Genomic DNA, 15677 nt, shown 5'->3' with positions numbered 1-15677 from the left:
CCGCGCGATACGACATCGATCACGATGGGCGGCGACGAATTCAGCGAACGCGTCAGACCTGACGATCATCACGGCGAGCCGGCCGGCGGCGGGCGCGACTTCGCGTTGGCGCTTAACGCGCTGCAGCCGTGCGCCATCTCGCCGGGGATTGCATTGCGCAATCGTGATTTCCTCGCCGACGTGGGCAGCTTGGCGGATCAGTCGATCGACCTGATTCTGGCCGACCCGCCATACGGGCTGGGCAAGGACTATGGCAATGATTCGGATAAGCGCAACGGCCAGGATTTCATCGCGTGGACCTGCCGTTGGCTCGAGTTGGCGATTTCAAAGCTTAAGCCGAGCGGCTCACTGTATGTATTCTGCACGTGGCAATATGCGCCGGAGATCTTCTGCTTCTTGAAGCGCCGGCTCACGATGATCAACGAGATCATCTGGGATCGGCGCGTGCCGAGCATGGGCGGCACGACGCGCCGGTTCACGTCAGTGCACGACAACATCGGTTTTTTCGCAGTGTCCAAAGACTATTACTTCGACCTGGACTCGGTGCGTATCCCGTACGATCCTGTCACGAAGAAGGCCCGCTCGCGGCGTATTTTCGAAGGCAGCAAATGGCTCGAACTCGGCTACAACCCGAAGGACGTCTGGTCGGTGTCGCGCCTGCACCGCCAGCATGCCGAGCGCGTCGCGCATCCGACGCAAAAGCCGCTGGAGATCATCGAGCGAATGGTGCTGTCTAGCTGCCCGCCGGGCGGTCTGGTGCTCGATCCGTTCATGGGTAGCGGCACCACCGCGGTAGCCTGCGCACGGCACCAGCGCCGCTTTGTCGGCTACGAGATCAATCCTGAATACTGCGCGCTTGCCCGTCGGCGATTGGCTGAACTTGAGGCAGGCCGCGCAACTTTAGACGAGACTTCATTCCATGTCCCGAATTAAAACGAAGTTTGCGGCGCTGACCCGCGATCGACGCAAGGGGCTGATTCCCTTCATGACTGCGGGCGACCCCGATCCGGCGCGCACTGTCGAGTTTATGCACGCGCTGGCCGCTGGCGGTGCCGACGTGATCGAGCTGGGTGTGCCGTTCTCGGACCCGATGGCCGACGGCCCCGTGATCCAGCGCTCGTCCGAACGGGCACTGGCGCGCGGCATCACGCTGCGGCGCGTGCTCGACGACGTGCGCGTGTTTCGTGAGCGTGACCGTGACACACCCGTGGTGCTGATGGGATACGCGAACCCGATCGAGCGGATGGGATGCGAGGCGTTCGGCGCCGCGGCGCGCGAGGCCGGCGTCGATGGCGTGCTGGTGGTCGACTATCCGCCCGAGGAAGCCGCCGAATTCGCCGATACGATGCGTGGCCACGGCATCGATCCGATCTTCCTCCTTGCGCCAACGTCCACCGACGAGCGCATTGCCGCGCTTGGGCGCGTGGCGAGCGGCTATGTCTATTATGTGTCGCTCAAGGGCGTGACCGGTGCGGCAAATCTCGACGTTTCCAGCATCGCAGGTAAAATGCCGGCCATCAAGGCGCGGGTGCCTTTGCCGATTGGAGTCGGTTTTGGCATTCGCGATGCCGCCACGGCCCGTGCGGTCGCTCAGGTTAGCGACGCGGTCGTGATCGGCAGCCGCATTGTCCAACTGCTCGAGCACACGCCCGGGCAGGACGCCGCGCACGTGCTCAAGGCGTTTGTCGCCGAGGTGCGGCACGCGCTGGACCACGCGGCTTGAGCCCGGCGCATGCCGCGACGAACCTACGCATCGAGGAGCTTTCATGAGTTGGCTGGATAAACTGCTGCCGCCGAAGATTAAGCAAACGGATCCGCGCAGCCGCAAGAGCATCCCGGAAGGACTGTGGGTCAAGTGCCCGAACTGCGAGGCGGTGCTTTACCGCAATGATGTGCAGGCCAACCTGCACGTGTGTCCGAAGTGCGATCACCACATGCGGATGGGTGCGCGCGAGCGGTTGGACGTGTTGCTCGATCCGGAGGGCCGCTATGAAATCGGCCAGGAGATCGTGCCGGTCGACGCGCTGAAGTTCAAGGACAGCCGTAAATACCCGGATCGGCTCAAGGACGCGATGGACGATACCGGCGAGACCGACGCGATGGTCGTGATGGGCGGGGCGATCCACACATTGCCAGTGGTGGTCGCCTGCTTCGAGTTTGCGTTCATGGGGGGCTCGATGGGCTCGGTCGTCGGCGAGCGCTTCGTGCGCGGCGCAAAGAACGCGCTCGAGCAGCAGGTCCCGTTTATTTGCTTTGCCGCATCGGGCGGCGCGCGGATGCAGGAAAGCGTGCTATCGCTGATGCAGATGGCTAAGACTACGGCGATGCTCACGAAGCTCTCCGAGGCTAAGTTGCCGTTCATCTCAGTGCTGACGGACCCGACGATGGGCGGCGTGTCGGCCAGCTTCGCGTTCTTGGGCGATGTCGTGATGGCTGAGCCTCGCGCGCTGATCGGCTTCGCCGGCCCGCGCGTGATCGAGCAGACGGTGCGCGAGAAACTGCCAGAGGGCTTTCAGCGTTCGGAATTCCTGCTGCAAAAAGGCGCGATTGACATGATCGTGGATCGGCGCAAGATGCGCGAGGAAATTGCCCGGCTGATCGCGCTGTTGACGCACCAGCCGGCGGACGCGGTCGCGTGAAGCGGTGGCGCTCGACACTGGGGCTGTCATGACTGTTTTCGCAACGCTTCAGGATTGGCTCGCGCATCTGGAAACCGCCCATCCAGTCGGTATCGACATGGGGCTGGCGCGCATTGGACGCGTCAAGGCAGCGCTCGGCCTGCAGTTCGACTGCCCGGTGATCACGGTGGGCGGCACCAACGGCAAGGGATCGACGTGCGCGATCCTGGAAGCGATTTTGCTGCGTGCCGGCTACCACGTCGGGTGCCACACGTCGCCACACCTGCTCGAGTTTAACGAACGCGCACGCGTGGACGGCCGCAATGCGACCGATGACGAACTACTGCCGCATTTTGAGGCGGTCGAGGTTGCACGGTTGTCGTTGCCCGAGCCGGTGTCACTGACTTACTTCGAGTTCACGACGCTGGCGATCATGCGCTTGTTCGCCTCGCGCCAGCTCGATGCGGTGATCCTGGAGGTCGGCCTGGGCGGCCGGCTCGACGCGGTGAATATCATCGATGCCGATTGTGCGGTCATCACCAGCGTGGATTTGGACCACCAGCATTACCTTGGCGACACGCGGGAGCAGATTGGCCGCGAAAAGGCGGGGATTTTTCGTCCTGGCAAGCCGGCGATCGTCGGCGATCCGTTGCCGCCGCATAGTGTGGTCGAGCATGCCGAGGCGATCGGCGCCGACCTGTGGCTATTTAACCGCGACTTTCACTACGAAGGTCATGCCGGCAGCGAGCGGCAGCAATGGAGCTACTGCGGCCGCTCGCTGAAACGCGCGGCACTGGCCTATCCGGCGCTGCGCGGCGCAAACCAGTTGCTCAATACCGCGGCGGCGCTCGCTGCGCTTGAGGCGCTGCGCGAGCGTCTGCCGGTCAGCGCGCAGGATATCCGGCTCGGGCTGGTCAGCGTCGAGCTGCCCGGGCGCTTCCAGGTGTTGCCCGGCAAACCGGCGATTGTGCTTGATGTCGCGCATAATCCTCACGCGGCCGCGGTGCTGGCACAGAATCTGGGCAACATGGGCTATTTCCCTTACACCTATGCGGTGTTCGGCGCGATGGCCGACAAGGATATCGCCGGCGTGCTTGCACGCTTGAAAGGCGAGGTCGACCATTGGTGCGTGACCGAATTACCCACGCCGCGCGCGGCCCGTGCGATCGACATCGAACAGACATTGGAGGCGCTGGGTGGGGCGCGCGGCGACCCTGACGCGCCGTCGGACGCGTCGATCCGGCGGTTCGCGAATCCGCAGCTGGCCTATCAGGATGCCCTCAGCCGGGCATCCGAAAATGATAGAATCGTGGTTTTCGGCAGTTTCTATACGGTAGCCGGCGTGATGGCCTACCGTAAGATGCAGCATCATTGATCCGCGCGGCGCGCGAGCCGGGCAGACCGGCCTGCCGGCGCCGCCACGAGCCACATATGGGATTGTTTTCCTTCGGCAGCAAAGACGACGCGGGCGCGTCCCGGACCACGTCGGGGAGCCGTGCCGGCCGCACGAACCGCAGCGAGCGGCGTGCCGAGCGCGGTACGGAGCCGGACGCGATGCTGCTCGATCCGACGCTGCCTGAGAAACAGCGCGCGCGTCGGCGCCTGGTCGGTGCGATTGCGCTGGTCGTGGCGGCCGTGGTTGCACTGCCGATGATTCTCGACTCTCACCCCAAGCCCTTTACCGACGACATCGCCATTCAGATTCCGGCGCGGCCCGAATCGGCGCCGGCATCGTCACATGGGTATGACGATGATGGGATGCCGGCTGCGGCGCCGGGCAATCCGCCGCCTACTACCGCGAACGGAGCGTATGGCGCCAATGATGCCGCACGCGCCACGACACCGCCACGCAACGCTACTGCGTTGGCCAGTGGAGCGGTCAATATGACGGCCAAGCCCGGCACGGTGCCGTCCGGCACGCCGCCGACCACCGCGCCGCCGCCGCGGCGCAAGACTGCGATGGAAACCGGGCGCGCTCGAGCGCAAAGCGGTGCGGATGCGCCATTCGACGCGTCGAGCCCCGGTGGTACGCCGAATGCGCCAGCCGGCAATCGCTACGTGGTGCAACTGGGCGCGCTGAACAGCGATGCTGTCGCTCGGGATTGGGTGGGTCGGTTGAAGGCGCTCGGCGTGCCAGCCTATGTCGAGCGCCGGCGCCAGTCCGATGGCCGCGAGCGCATCCTATTGCGCGCCGGGCCCTTCGCTGATCGTTCGGCGGCCGCTGCCGCGGTGAGGAAGGTGCGCGAGGCCGGCTTGACCTCGGGCGGCGACAGCAAGCGTACGCAGTAGAGAACGGCTGACAAAGTGACAGACGCGACGTTAACCGCTTTCGACTACGCCGTGGTCGCGCTCATTGGCCTGTCGGCGCTGCGCGGAATGTGGCGGGGGCTGCTGGCGGAGGTATTCGGCCTGATCGGGTGGATCGTCGCGTTCATTGTCGCCGCGGTCTATGCGCCAGCACTGGCGCGCTATGTGCCGGCGAACTGGCCTGGCGGCGTGCTGACGCAGTATCTGGTCGTGTTCTTCGGCTTGGCGGCGGCTGTACTGGCTGTCTCTGGCGTGGTCGGTGCGCTGCTTACCCGGCTTGCCGACGCCGGCGGGCTGCGCGGCGTCGATCGCACGTTGGGCATACTATTTGGGCTGATACGAGGCGTGCTGCTGGTACTCGTATTGGTGGCGGTCGCCGGGTTGACCGAGCTGCCGCGACAGGATTTTTGGCGCAACGCGATGTTCAGGCCTTACGCCGAGCATGGCGTGCGCGAACTGAAACCGTTCCTGCCGGCCGCGATCGCAGCGTACGTGCATTTCTGAGCGGCACCCGGATTCAATTTCTATGAAGGACATGCCATGTGCGGCATCGTAGGCGTAATTTCCCAGTTTCCCATCAATCAGCTGATTTACGACAGCTTGCTCTTGCTGCAGCATCGTGGCCAGGACGCGGCCGGTATTGCAACGGCCAACGGCAGCACGTTCCACATGTACAAGGCAAACGGCATGGTGCGCGACGTGTTCCGCACGCGCAACATGCGCTCGTTGCCTGGCAACTGCGGGATTGGCCAGGTCCGCTATCCGACCGCCGGTTCGGCCAGCAGTGCGGAGGAAGCCCAACCGTTCTACGTGAATGCACCGTTCGGCGTCATCCTCGCGCACAACGGCAACGTGACGAACTGGGAACAGCTCAAAGACGAGATGTTCCGCATCGATCGCCGGCACATCAATACGAGTTCCGATTCCGAGGTATTGCTCAACGTGTTCGCACACGAGCTGCAGTTAGCCACGACCGGATTCTCGCTGGAGCCTGACGCGATCTTCAAGGCGGTGTCCGGCGTGCACCGGCGCGTGAAGGGCTCTTATGCGATCGTCGCGCTGATTGCCGGATACGGGTTGCTGGCGTTTCGCGATCCGCATGGTATCCGACCGCTGGCCATCGGCAAGCACGACACCGCGCAGGGCACCGAGTGGATGATTGCGTCCGAATCGGTCGCGCTCGAGGGCATTGGTTTCGAGTTCGTGCGGGACGTGGCGCCCGGCGAAGCCGTGTTCATCGGCATGGATGGCAAGCTGCACGCTAAGCAATGCGCACAGCATCCCAGCCTAAACCCGTGTATCTTCGAGTTGGTCTACCTGGCGCGGCCTGACTCGGTACTCGATGGCGTGCCCGTCTATGACGCGCGGCTGCGCATGGGCGACTACTTGGCCGAGAAGATCAAGCGCACGCTGCCCGGCATGCAGATCGATGTCGTGATGCCGATTCCTGATTCGTCGCGGCCGGCGGCGATGCAGGTCGCCAAGAAGCTCAATATCGAATATCGCGAAGGGTTCTTCAAGAACCGCTATGTTGGCCGTACCTTCATCATGCCGGGTCAGGCAGTGCGTAAGAAGTCGGTGCGCCAGAAGCTCAACGCGATGGCGGTCGAATTCAAGGGCCGCAACGTGCTGATCGTCGATGACTCGATCGTGCGCGGCACCACGTCACAAGAGATCGTGCAAATGGCGCGCGACGCCGGCGCGAACAAGGTGATCTTTGCCTCGGCGGCACCGCCAGTGCGGTTCCCGAATGTGTATGGTATCGATATGCCGACCCGCGGTGAATTGGTGGCGCACGGTCGGACCGACCAGGAAGTGGCGCAGATCATCGGCGCCGATGCGCTCGTCTACCAGGACGTCGAGGACATGAAGCAGGCGGTGCGTGACACGAACCCGCAGCTGCAGAATTTCGAGGCATCGTGTTTCGATGGCCACTACATCACCGGCGACGTGACGACCGAGTATCTAAGCAAGATCGAACGGGTGCGGCTCGATCGGGCGTCGCAGTCGGACCGGGATGCGGCCGGCGAAGGCAACGATCGCTCACAACTGCACCTGCATTTGGCGGTTGAATAAGCAAGCAATCCATCGGCGAACGTCATCCGTGAACGATTTTCTGCACCCGCCCGACGGGGACTTGCAAGGATTGTCCAGCGATACGCTGGCGGTGCGTGCCGGTACGCGGCGCACGCCGTTCAACGAGCACTCCGAAGCGTTGCTGCTGACTTCGAGTTTCTGTTTCGACAGCGCGGCGCAGGCCGCCGAGCGCTTTGCCGACTCCGAAAACAGCTTCACTTATTCGCGCTTCACGAATCCGACGGTATCGATGTTCCAGGACCGTCTGGCGGCGCTCGAAGGCGGTGAGGCTTGCATCGCGACCGCTTCCGGCATGAGCGCTATCCTGTCGATTGTATTGTCAGTGCTGCAGGCCGGTGAACACATCGTCAGTTCTCGGAGCCTGTTTGGCTCGACGCTCGGCATGTTCGCGCAGATGCTGCCGCGGCTGGGCATCACGACGACGTTCGTCGATCCGTCCGACCTGGATGCCTGGCGTCGCGCGGTGGCGCCCACCACCCGGATGTTTTTTCTGGAGACGCCGTCGAATCCGCTCACCGAGGTGTCGGACATCGAAGCGGTGAGCCAGATTGCGAAGCAGGCAGGGGCGTTGTTCGTCGTCGACAACTGCTTCTGTAGCCCGGCGTTGCAGCAGCCGCTGAAGCTTGGGGCAGACGTGGTGATGCACTCGGCCACCAAGTATCTGGACGGCCAAGGTCGCGTGCTCGGCGGCGCGCTGGTGGGGGCGCGGCAGCTGTTGATGGAGAGGGTGTTCCCGTTCGTGCGCAGCGCCGGCCCGACGCTGTCCGCGTTCAACGCATGGGTGCTGCTTAAGGGCATGGAGACGCTGCACGTGCGGCTCGAGCGGCAGTCAGCCAATGCACTCGAGTTGGCGCGTTGGCTGGAGACGCATCCGGCGGTGAACCGGGTCTTCTATCCGGGGCTCCAGTCGCATCCGCAGCACGCGCTCGCCCAGCGTCAGCAGCGTGCCGGTGGCGCGATCGTATCGTTCGAGCTTGAGGGCGACTCGCCCGAGCAGATGCGTGCTAACGCATGGCGCGTGATTGACGGCACGAGGATCTGCTCGATCACGGGTAATCTTGGCGACACGCGTACCACGCTGACCCATCCGGCGACCACCACGCATGCGCGGATCACGCCGCAGGCCCGAGCGGTTGCTGGTATCACCGAAGGCTTGATTCGGATGTCGGTCGGCCTGGAAGGGGTCGATGACTTGAAGCGCGACCTGGAGCGCGGTCTGAACGGCTGACCGTCTTGACGATAGGCTCACGTAGCCGCGCCCACAATGGCCCGCCGCTCAGGCGAGCTTGCGCGACGCGTCGGCTGCCGACAACCATTGTCGGGCAATGTCCCACGCTTCCATTGCGGCGCCGGTCGTTGCGCGCGATGGCCGGCTGCGCATTGATGCTGGCCGGACGGCTCGTGTGCCAGCTTAGCGGCGGATGGCTGGCGTCGCGGCGCCGGCGCGTACCAGGTCCGCCGCGACATCCCCGCGACGTCCAGGGCGCTGATGGCGCAATCAGCGCGACGCGGTCAACGTGCGCAGCACTGCATCGCCTTCGGGAGTCAGCTCGACGTGCGATCCGCTCTCCGACGAATCGACAATGCGTACTAGGCCGACCTCCGCCAGCGTGGCGACATCCGGCTTGGCGGCGAGCGCGCCGGCCGGCGCGTGCAGCAACAGCAGCAGCGTGGCTATTTCATGGTGGCTCAATAGGCGGCGCAACAACGGCTTGCGCGGTGACGGCGTATTGACAGTATCGGCGTTCATGCGCTGGGTGTCTGCAAGGTTTTTGCAATGCTGGCCGCCGGCAAGGGGAAGGCTGCCGGGCGGCGATGTCCAATGACGGGGTTGGACCACGGGTACCGGGCTGCCGTTCCGTCATGATTGTTTCCGTTCATTGCGGCATCGCGCCGCATCGGACGATAGGCGTGCCGCGCGCGACGACGAGTTCGCGCACGAGTTGCGGCAGCAGATAAGCCATGTCGGGCTGCTCGAGATCGATCCCTGCCTGCACACGCTGAAGGGCGGCGTGAAAGCGACGCCGAATGCGATTGACCTCGACATCGGGCAGCGCGTGTACTACGGTGCCCTGTGGTGGAAGGGCTCGTTCCAGGCGCAAGTGCATACGAAACCCGGTGTATCGTCGCCGGGCGCCTGTGCATACGTTGAACTGGGATGTTACGCAGCCCGGCTGACGCCGGCGTTGGCGGATGCCTGCTGTATGGCATCGAAGAACGTGCGTTGCCTTGTGGCGTCACAGCGCGCATAGGCCCGGTTCACACCATTCACGACCGAGCGGATCGACGCAGTTGTCAGATTCGCATCCATGCCGACGCCGAATGCGCTGCCGCACACGGCGGGGCCGGCCAGTTCCGCGATGGCGATGGCCTGCGCGTCGGCGCCCTGGGTCAACGCGCGCTCCTCATAGTGCTGAATGCGCAGCGGCGTGCGCAGCGCGTGCATCAGCGCATCGAGTGGACCATTGCCCGTGCCGGTCAGAACCTGTTGGCGGCCATGGATCTGAACCGTGACCGCGATGGATTCGCCGCCTTCGTGCTGGGACAATTCGTGGCCGATGTAGCGCAGCGGCGCATCGTTGCGAGCATATTCCTGCTGGAACAACGCCCAGATTTGTGCGGCGCTGACCTCCTGGCCGCTGTCGTCGGTGTGCCGCTGTACCGCGGCGCTGAAATCGACCTGCAGCCGCCGTGGCAGCGCGATGCCATAGCCTTGTTCGAGCAGGTATGCGATACCGCCTTTGCCGGATTGACTGTTAACGCGGATGATCGAGTCATAGGTACGGCCCAGGTCGCCTGGATCGATTGGCAGGTAAGGGACTTCCCAGAAGGCATGGGCCTGCTGTGTGGCGAAGCCTTTCTTGATTGCATCTTGGTGAGAGCCCGAGAACGCGGTGAACACCAGGTCACCCGCGTACGGGTGGCGCGGATGCACAGGCAGTTGAGTACATGCTTCGGCAGTGCGCGCGATTTCGTTGATCTGCGAGAAGTCCAGGCCCGGGTCCACGCCTTGTGTGTACAGGTTCAGCGCGAGTGTCACGAGGTCCACGTTACCAGTGCGCTCGCCATTGCCGAACAGGCATCCTTCAATCCGATCCGCGCCGGCCATGACCGCGAGCTCTGCCGCGGCGACGGCCGTGCCGCGGTCGTTATGCGGATGCACGGACAGGATCAGCGAGTCCCGCCGCGCCAGGTGACGGTGCATCCATTCGATCTGGTCCGCGTAGAAATTCGGTGTCCCCATCTCGACGGTGGCGGGCAGGTTGACGATCGCCTTGTGCTCCGGGCTGGGCTGCCAGATGTCGAACACCGCATCGCAGACTTCCTTGGCGAAGTCCAGCTCGGTCGCGGTAAAAGTCTCCGGGCTATATTGCAGCGTGAACCGTGTTTGGGGCACCGCGTCCGCGAGTTGCTTGATCAAGCGGGCGGCCCGCTCCGTCAGTTGTCGCACGCCATTGCGGTCGGTGCCGAATACGATGCGGCGAAATGCCGGCGCGGTGGCGTTGTACAGGTGGACGATCGCACGCGGTGCACCGCGCAGCGATGCGAACGTGCGCTCGATCAAGTCTTCGCGTGCTTGTGTGAGCACTTCGATTGTCACGTCGTCGGGGATGTGGCCGCCTTCAATCAACTCTCGCACGAAGTTGAAATCCGTTTCGGAGGCGGAGGGGAAGGCGACTTCGATCTCTTTAAAACCCATGGCGACCAGCGACTTGAACAGACGCATCTTACGCTTGGCGTCCATCGGCTCGAACAGCGCCTGGTTGCCGTCGCGCAAATCGGTGCTCATCCAGATCGGCGCGCGGGTGATCGTGCGCGTGGGCCAGACACGATCCGGCAGCTCGATCGGCGTAAAAGGACGGTATTTAATTGAAGGGTCTTTCAGCATGGTTCGTCTCGCCAAGGGTTGAAAAACATCGGGCCGGCATGGCGACCGGAAGGCATGGACGAACAAGACCGCCGGTCGGTTACCGGGGCCAGGTAGTCAGATCAGGGGATTCAGGGGTGCTTCGTTAATGAAGCTGCCATGAAGCGCGCGCAAACAGACCTAGCCCGAACAAGCAGGCTAGTAGTCGTAGCGATAGACGGATCGGTGCGCGGTTCATATGAGCAATAGAATCACAGTATCGTGGCGATGTCAATGATGGCTAGCCTAGCGTCAGACTGACGTTGCAGCCGGCCAAGTTGTGCGTGCCGAAGCTGCTGTTAAGGCAACTCACTTTTGAGCCACGGCATACTATTGCCGATTTGTGTCCGCGCCGCCTCAGAAAATTGATTGGTTTGTATAAAGCGGATAATCTCAGCCTTAACCAATGGCCATTGGTGAAAGTGCGGAGCTATTGGAGCGTTCTCCCGAAGCTTGCAAAGAAAGCGCGAGAACGTTGCCGCATCCACGCCATTGAGCAGACTTAACGCCTGCTGCCACACCCGCTGCGCCAGCGCATTATCCAAATTATGGAGATGGATATCGAAAAGCAATCCAAGCGCCACCTGCTCACGCTGTGCCGCGGGTACGCGCGCCAGCTGGGGCTCAATTAGCGCGAACTCCTGCGCACGTAGTTCGGGCGGCAACCTATAGAGTCCTTTTAGGAAACACTGCGGGGCCCCCCACTCCTCGCCTGGCAGCGATAGGGCGGCTCCCCACTGATCGTCGGGCAGCGATAAGGCCCAATCGCGCAGCTCTGCGTAGATCGTGAATTGCTCCGCTGGCGGCAATCTCCAAACTTTGCTTGCCAACGCGCCGACTGACGCGCCTTGATGAGAAGGTGGCAGCTGCCGGGCCCGTTCGCGTAAGGCCGCATGCAGTTCAGGAATGTTCACGCGCCATTCTCTAGGTCTAAAATAAAATAAGGCTTTGCACAATACCGGAATCAATGCCGCTTGCTCAGTTACGCTTAACGATGGCAACCGAGATAAAAACGCCTGATAATACCCAAGAAACGCGTCGAACGGGCAAGCCCAGCTAGTCGCTAATGCGTATGCCAGTTCCGGCCAGAAATTTTCTTGTTCGGGCCCGCGCTGCGCTGCCATTGCGTGAGCAAAGTCGAACAACTCCTGAAACTCGTGCCCAGACAATGCACGGTTATCGAAAAGATGACGTAACGTGAGCAGCATTATCCTTTGTATCCGCACGCCGTATTTTGGAATGCGGTCCGCGGCCGAGAACACTCGCTTAAACGCGTCGAGGCGCTCGGCCTGCGGCAACGTGCGCAGACGCCGGCGCAGCGAGTCAATGGGCTCGACCTGCTGCGTTGGCTGGTGGAGGGTGCGCTCCATCTCATCGAGCAGCTGGTTGACTGACGCCAAGCTCGTGGCTTGGTTAGCACGTTGCCAATAGTGCCAGACAAGCCGCCGGTCATGCATTGAACGATACGTATGGCGATCGATTGCCGAGAAATGTCCCATGTTTTGAATGGGCACGTAGTCACCGATCCGCTGAATCACTTCGGGCGGTAGGTCCTGATAGGTGGTGGGCCCGGTGGCCGACCTACCAGCCAGGGCACCGCTTGACGGCGTCAATGGCGGCGGCGTCGAGCCGGCGGGTGCCGGGCAGGCTGCCAACGCGCACAGATAGGTCTGCTGGTTGTTTAAAGCGGCGTTTAGATCAAAGTCCATTGGCAAGCTCGGTAAGAGGTCAGATACATGCAACGCGAAGCGATGCTGCACCATAAAATAGTCAAAAGCGAACAGATAGTCGATCTTCGCCCATTACGTGTCACTCATCAGTCTGCGCACCATCCCGATTCCCCTTGAGAATCAAAATGGAAACACATTTATTGTGTGTTAACGACCCCTAGTGCTTGCCGGCATGGCGGCGTCGCCGGATCACGTCCAGGAAGGCATGCAGAATCGGCGTATCGTCGTCGCGCCGATACAGGCAACTGAGTTCGATGTGGCGCATGCGTCGCGACTGCAGCGGCCGGTAGGTGACGCCCGGCAAGCGCAGATTGGCAGCGGAAGCCGTGGTGATGCAGACGCCGAACCGGCTGGCCACCAGCGCGATGCAGGTCACCACATCCTCCACCTCCTGTTCCACCCGCAACGTCACACGTTCTTGCTCAAAGGCGGCCGCGATTTCCTGGGCGAGCCCATGCACGGGTGCGTTCGGATACAGGATCATCGGCTCGCCGTCCAACTCGCGTAGTCGTATTCGCTCCTTCTTGCATAGCGGATGACCCTCGTATAGCGCGACGAGATACGGCTCCTCGAGTACTTTCTCGACGGCGATATCGTCATCGTGCGGCACCAGCCGGTTGAAGCCGATCGTGATCCGGCGCTCGCGCAGCGCATCGAGTTGTTGGGCCTTGGTCAGATTGTGCAGCCCTATCTTGATCCGTGGCCGCTCAGTATGAAAGGTGGCGAGCAACTGCGGAATCACCTGCAGGATGCCGGAACTGAAGATGCCCACGTCCAGTCGTCCGATCAGCCCCTGGCCGGCGAGTTGTGTCTGCTCGGTCGCTCTTTGGGCAAGCGCCAGGATGTTGGGCACTTCGGCCAGTAGCGTGCGTCCCGCCTCGGTCAACTCTGCGCCGCGCGCGCTGCGCACGAACAGCGTGACGCCCAACTGCGCCTCCATGGCATGGATATGTCGCGTCAATGGCGGCTGTGCAATATGCAGCCGCTGCGCGGCGCGTCCGAAATTGCGTTCTTGTGCGACTGCGAGGAAGTACCGCATTTGCTTCAGATCCATCGTTTGCATCTCGTTATGCCATACCGTTTCAGTATCGTAACGTAAAAAAACAGTATTGGACGGTATGTCCGGCGGTTGGCAAGATTGTTACTGTGCTGGCGCGTTCGCGCCTGACAGATTCAGTACTTCAAGGGAAGCACGATGCCAATCGTCCATATCTCGCTGGTCGAGGGCCGCAGTGAAGCCGCGGTCAAGGCCTGCGTCAAGGCGGTCGCCGTCACGGTGCACGAGACACTTGGCGCACCGCTGCAGAGCGTGCGTGTGTATGCAACCCAAGTGCCGTCTATGCATTGGGCGATGGGTGCGCACACGAAAGATGAAACGGCCGCGCAGCCGCAGCGGGGAGCCTGACATGACGCCACAACAGATTCAGCAGGCGGCTGCGGCGCTGCGCACAGCAGCCAGCAGCGGCGAGTACATTGCACCACTTCGCGACACCTGGCCGTCGTTGTCGATCGATTCGGCCTATGCAATCCAACGTGAGAACACCCAGTGGCGTATCGCGCGCGGGCAGCGCGTGATCGGCTGCAAGATCGGCCTTACATCGGTCGCAGTGCAGCAGCAACTCGGCGTGGACCAGCCCGACTTCGGCATGCTGTTCGATGACATGGGCTTTGGCGACGGCGAGCCGATTCCCACGTCGATGCTCGCACAACCGAAGGCCGAGGCCGAAATCGCGTTCATCATCGGTCAGGATATCAAGGCGGCCCGTCCCAGTCATGTGGACGTGCTGCGCGCCATCGACTATGCGTTGCCGGCGATCGAGATCGTCGGCAGCCGCATCGCGAATTGGAATATCCGGATCACCGATACGATCGCCGACAACGCGTCGTCGGGGGCTTTCGTGCTAGGCAGTACGCCGGTAAGCGTTGCCGCGTTTGATATGCGGTTGTGCGGCATGGTGATGGAGCGCCGCGGCGAGCCGGTGTCGGTCGGCGCGGGCGCCGCATGCCTGGGCAGCCCTGTCAATGCACTCGTGTGGCTCGCACGCACGATGGCGGCTTTGGGCACGCCGCTCAAAGCCGGCGACCTAGTGTTGTCCGGTGCGCTTGGGCCGATGGTCCCGATCGTGCCCGGCGACGTTGTCCAAGCTCGCATCAATGGCGTGGGTTCCGTGCGGGCAGTTTTTGAACGTGATCCGAACGAGGCCTATTGATGAGCTTCATTACTGAATACGCCACACTGCTCGATACGGCGGCGCGCGACGCGCACGAGGTCGAGCAGTTCGATCTCGACGCTCGTCTGTCGTTGGAAGACGCCTACGCGATTCAGGCCGCGTCCATTGCGCGGCGGCTTGCGCGCGGCGAGCGCAGAGTGGGCGTGAAGATGGGTTTCACGAGTCGCGCGAAGATGCTTCAGATGGGATTGTCCGATGTGATCTGGGGCAGGCTGACCTGCGCCATGCAGCTCGAGGAAGGCGCATCGGTGTCATTCAAGCGCTTCGTGCATCCGCGCGTGGAGCCGGAGATTGCATTTCTGCTTAAGCGGCCGCTGCCCGCAGAGGTGACAGCCCCTGCGGCGCTGGCCGCCGTGGAGGCGATCGCACCGGCGATCGAGGTGATCGATTCGCGCTACAAAAACTTCAAGTTCACATTGCCCGAGGTGATCGCTGACAACGCGTCGTCCAGTGGCTTTGTGATCGGCGCGTGGTGCGATCCGCACATCGACTTTTCGAACCTGGGCTTGACACTAAACATCGACGGACGAGTCAGGCAAGTCGGCTCGAGCGCGGCATTGCTCGGCCACCCGCTGCGTTCGCTAGTGGCGGCCGCGCGCTTGTCCGCGCAGGCCGGCGAGCCGCTGCAGGCCGGCTGGATTGTGATGGCGGGTGGCGCGACTTCGGCTGAGTACATCGCGCCGGGTCAGTATGTGTCGATCGACGTCGAGCGGCTGGGCAGCGCCGGATTCCACGTGGCTGGCTAAGCGGCGCGTGCTTCGCAACGCGCGCCGCTTAGCAAGAAATC

At 62.7% G+C, this 15677-nt stretch carries 16 protein-coding genes; 11 read left to right on the top strand and 5 right to left on the bottom strand.

Annotation, left to right across the window (positions count from 1 at the left end; translation table 11 throughout):
• Positions 1-24 precede the first annotated feature (24 nt).
• The 8 genes from KQH60_RS10830 to KQH60_RS10795 are packed head-to-tail and all read left to right on the top strand — an operon-like array spanning position 25 to position 8250.
• A complete protein-coding gene (locus KQH60_RS10830) occupies positions 25-933 on the top strand; it encodes a site-specific DNA-methyltransferase (protein WP_237576754.1) in 909 nt (302 codons plus the stop codon).
• Entirely contained in the window at positions 920-1723 is an 804-nt protein-coding gene (trpA, locus tag KQH60_RS10825) for a tryptophan synthase subunit alpha (protein WP_237576459.1), read from the top strand. Before KQH60_RS10830 ends, trpA begins: the two co-directional genes overlap by 14 nt.
• 43 nt (positions 1724-1766) lie before the next feature.
• The gene (gene accD / locus KQH60_RS10820) at positions 1767-2639 is read left to right on the top strand and encodes an acetyl-CoA carboxylase, carboxyltransferase subunit beta (protein WP_237576458.1); all 873 of its coding nucleotides are present in this window, start codon (positions 1767-1769) and stop codon (positions 2637-2639) included.
• Between the two features lie 28 nt (positions 2640-2667).
• Complete coding sequence (folC, locus tag KQH60_RS10815; RefSeq protein ID WP_237576457.1) at positions 2668-3993, top strand: bifunctional tetrahydrofolate synthase/dihydrofolate synthase; 1326 nt, start codon at positions 2668-2670, stop codon at positions 3991-3993.
• Positions 3994-4049: 56 nt separating this feature from the next.
• Positions 4050-4907 (top strand): SPOR domain-containing protein, encoded by an 858-nt coding sequence (locus KQH60_RS10810; RefSeq protein ID WP_237576455.1) that lies wholly within the window; start codon positions 4050-4052, stop codon positions 4905-4907.
• 15 nt (positions 4908-4922) lie between these two features.
• Positions 4923-5429: a CvpA family protein gene (locus KQH60_RS10805; RefSeq protein ID WP_368669342.1), complete on the top strand. Its 507-nt coding sequence runs from the start codon at positions 4923-4925 to the stop codon at positions 5427-5429.
• Positions 5430-5465: 36 nt separating this feature from the next.
• The gene (purF, locus tag KQH60_RS10800) at positions 5466-7001 is read left to right on the top strand and encodes an amidophosphoribosyltransferase (protein WP_237576454.1); all 1536 of its coding nucleotides are present in this window, start codon (positions 5466-5468) and stop codon (positions 6999-7001) included.
• Positions 7002-7029: 28 nt separating this feature from the next.
• A complete protein-coding gene (locus KQH60_RS10795) occupies positions 7030-8250 on the top strand; it encodes an O-succinylhomoserine sulfhydrylase (RefSeq protein WP_237576453.1) in 1221 nt (406 codons plus the stop codon).
• 270 nt (positions 8251-8520) lie between these two features.
• Here KQH60_RS10795 and KQH60_RS10790 read toward each other — a convergent pair whose 3' ends face one another.
• The 5 genes from KQH60_RS10790 to KQH60_RS10770 all read right to left on the bottom strand — a co-directional run bounded on the left by KQH60_RS10790 (position 8521) and on the right by KQH60_RS10770 (position 13713).
• The gene (locus KQH60_RS10790; RefSeq protein ID WP_237576452.1) at positions 8521-8772 is read right to left on the bottom strand and encodes a hypothetical protein; all 252 of its coding nucleotides are present in this window, start codon (positions 8770-8772) and stop codon (positions 8521-8523) included.
• A 127-nt stretch (positions 8773-8899) separates the two neighbouring features.
• Entirely contained in the window at positions 8900-9130 is a 231-nt protein-coding gene (locus tag KQH60_RS10785; protein ID WP_237576451.1) for a hypothetical protein, read from the bottom strand.
• Between the two features lie 53 nt (positions 9131-9183).
• Entirely contained in the window at positions 9184-10911 is a 1728-nt protein-coding gene (leuA, locus tag KQH60_RS10780; protein ID WP_237576450.1) for a 2-isopropylmalate synthase, read from the bottom strand.
• Between the two features lie 317 nt (positions 10912-11228).
• Positions 11229-12638: a hypothetical protein gene (locus KQH60_RS10775; RefSeq protein WP_237576449.1), complete on the bottom strand. Its 1410-nt coding sequence runs from the start codon at positions 12636-12638 to the stop codon at positions 11229-11231.
• A 178-nt stretch (positions 12639-12816) separates the two neighbouring features.
• A complete protein-coding gene (locus tag KQH60_RS10770; RefSeq protein WP_237576448.1) occupies positions 12817-13713 on the bottom strand; it encodes a LysR family transcriptional regulator in 897 nt (298 codons plus the stop codon).
• A gap of 141 nt (positions 13714-13854) precedes the next feature.
• Here KQH60_RS10770 and KQH60_RS10765 point away from each other — a divergent pair, with 141 nt between their 5' ends.
• The 3 genes from KQH60_RS10765 to KQH60_RS10755 are packed head-to-tail and all read left to right on the top strand — an operon-like array spanning position 13855 to position 15636.
• Positions 13855-14064: a tautomerase family protein gene (locus KQH60_RS10765; protein ID WP_237576447.1), complete on the top strand. Its 210-nt coding sequence runs from the start codon at positions 13855-13857 to the stop codon at positions 14062-14064.
• Between the two features lies 1 nt (position 14065).
• Positions 14066-14869, top strand: a complete 804-nt coding sequence (locus KQH60_RS10760) for a 2-keto-4-pentenoate hydratase (protein WP_237576446.1) — start codon at positions 14066-14068, stop codon at positions 14867-14869.
• A complete protein-coding gene (locus KQH60_RS10755; protein WP_237576445.1) occupies positions 14869-15636 on the top strand; it encodes a 2-keto-4-pentenoate hydratase in 768 nt (255 codons plus the stop codon). Before KQH60_RS10760 ends, KQH60_RS10755 begins: the two co-directional genes overlap by 1 nt.
• The last annotated feature ends 41 nt before the right edge of the window (positions 15637-15677 follow it).

This window comes from Mycetohabitans sp. B8, assembly GCF_021991875.1.
In the GTDB taxonomy this organism is placed as follows: Bacteria; Pseudomonadota; Gammaproteobacteria; order Burkholderiales; family Burkholderiaceae; genus Mycetohabitans.
The sequence above is the reverse complement of the archived record's forward strand: the minus strand, read 5'-3'. Positions and strand labels throughout refer to the sequence as shown.

Coding starts and splice junctions, on each gene's coding strand:
- purF (WP_237576454.1), top strand. CDS start 5,466: ATGTGCGGCATCGTAGGCGTAATTTCCCAGTTTCCCATCAATCAGCTG.
- KQH60_RS10810 (WP_237576455.1), top strand. CDS start 4,050: ATGGGATTGTTTTCCTTCGGCAGCAAAGACGACGCGGGCGCGTCCCGG.
- KQH60_RS10830 (WP_237576754.1), top strand. CDS start 25: ATGGGCGGCGACGAATTCAGCGAACGCGTCAGACCTGACGATCATCAC.
- KQH60_RS10790 (WP_237576452.1), bottom strand. CDS start 8,772: ATGAACGCCGATACTGTCAATACGCCGTCACCGCGCAAGCCGTTGTTG.
- KQH60_RS10765 (WP_237576447.1), top strand. CDS start 13,855: ATGCCAATCGTCCATATCTCGCTGGTCGAGGGCCGCAGTGAAGCCGCG.
- KQH60_RS10785 (WP_237576451.1), bottom strand. CDS start 9,130: ATGCACTTGCGCCTGGAACGAGCCCTTCCACCACAGGGCACCGTAGTA.
- KQH60_RS10770 (WP_237576448.1), bottom strand. CDS start 13,713: ATGGATCTGAAGCAAATGCGGTACTTCCTCGCAGTCGCACAAGAACGC.
- accD (WP_237576458.1), top strand. CDS start 1,767: ATGAGTTGGCTGGATAAACTGCTGCCGCCGAAGATTAAGCAAACGGAT.
- KQH60_RS10775 (WP_237576449.1), bottom strand. CDS start 12,638: ATGGACTTTGATCTAAACGCCGCTTTAAACAACCAGCAGACCTATCTG.
- leuA (WP_237576450.1), bottom strand. CDS start 10,911: ATGCTGAAAGACCCTTCAATTAAATACCGTCCTTTTACGCCGATCGAG.
- KQH60_RS10755 (WP_237576445.1), top strand. CDS start 14,869: ATGAGCTTCATTACTGAATACGCCACACTGCTCGATACGGCGGCGCGC.
- folC (WP_237576457.1), top strand. CDS start 2,668: ATGACTGTTTTCGCAACGCTTCAGGATTGGCTCGCGCATCTGGAAACC.
- KQH60_RS10760 (WP_237576446.1), top strand. CDS start 14,066: ATGACGCCACAACAGATTCAGCAGGCGGCTGCGGCGCTGCGCACAGCA.
- trpA (WP_237576459.1), top strand. CDS start 920: ATGTCCCGAATTAAAACGAAGTTTGCGGCGCTGACCCGCGATCGACGC.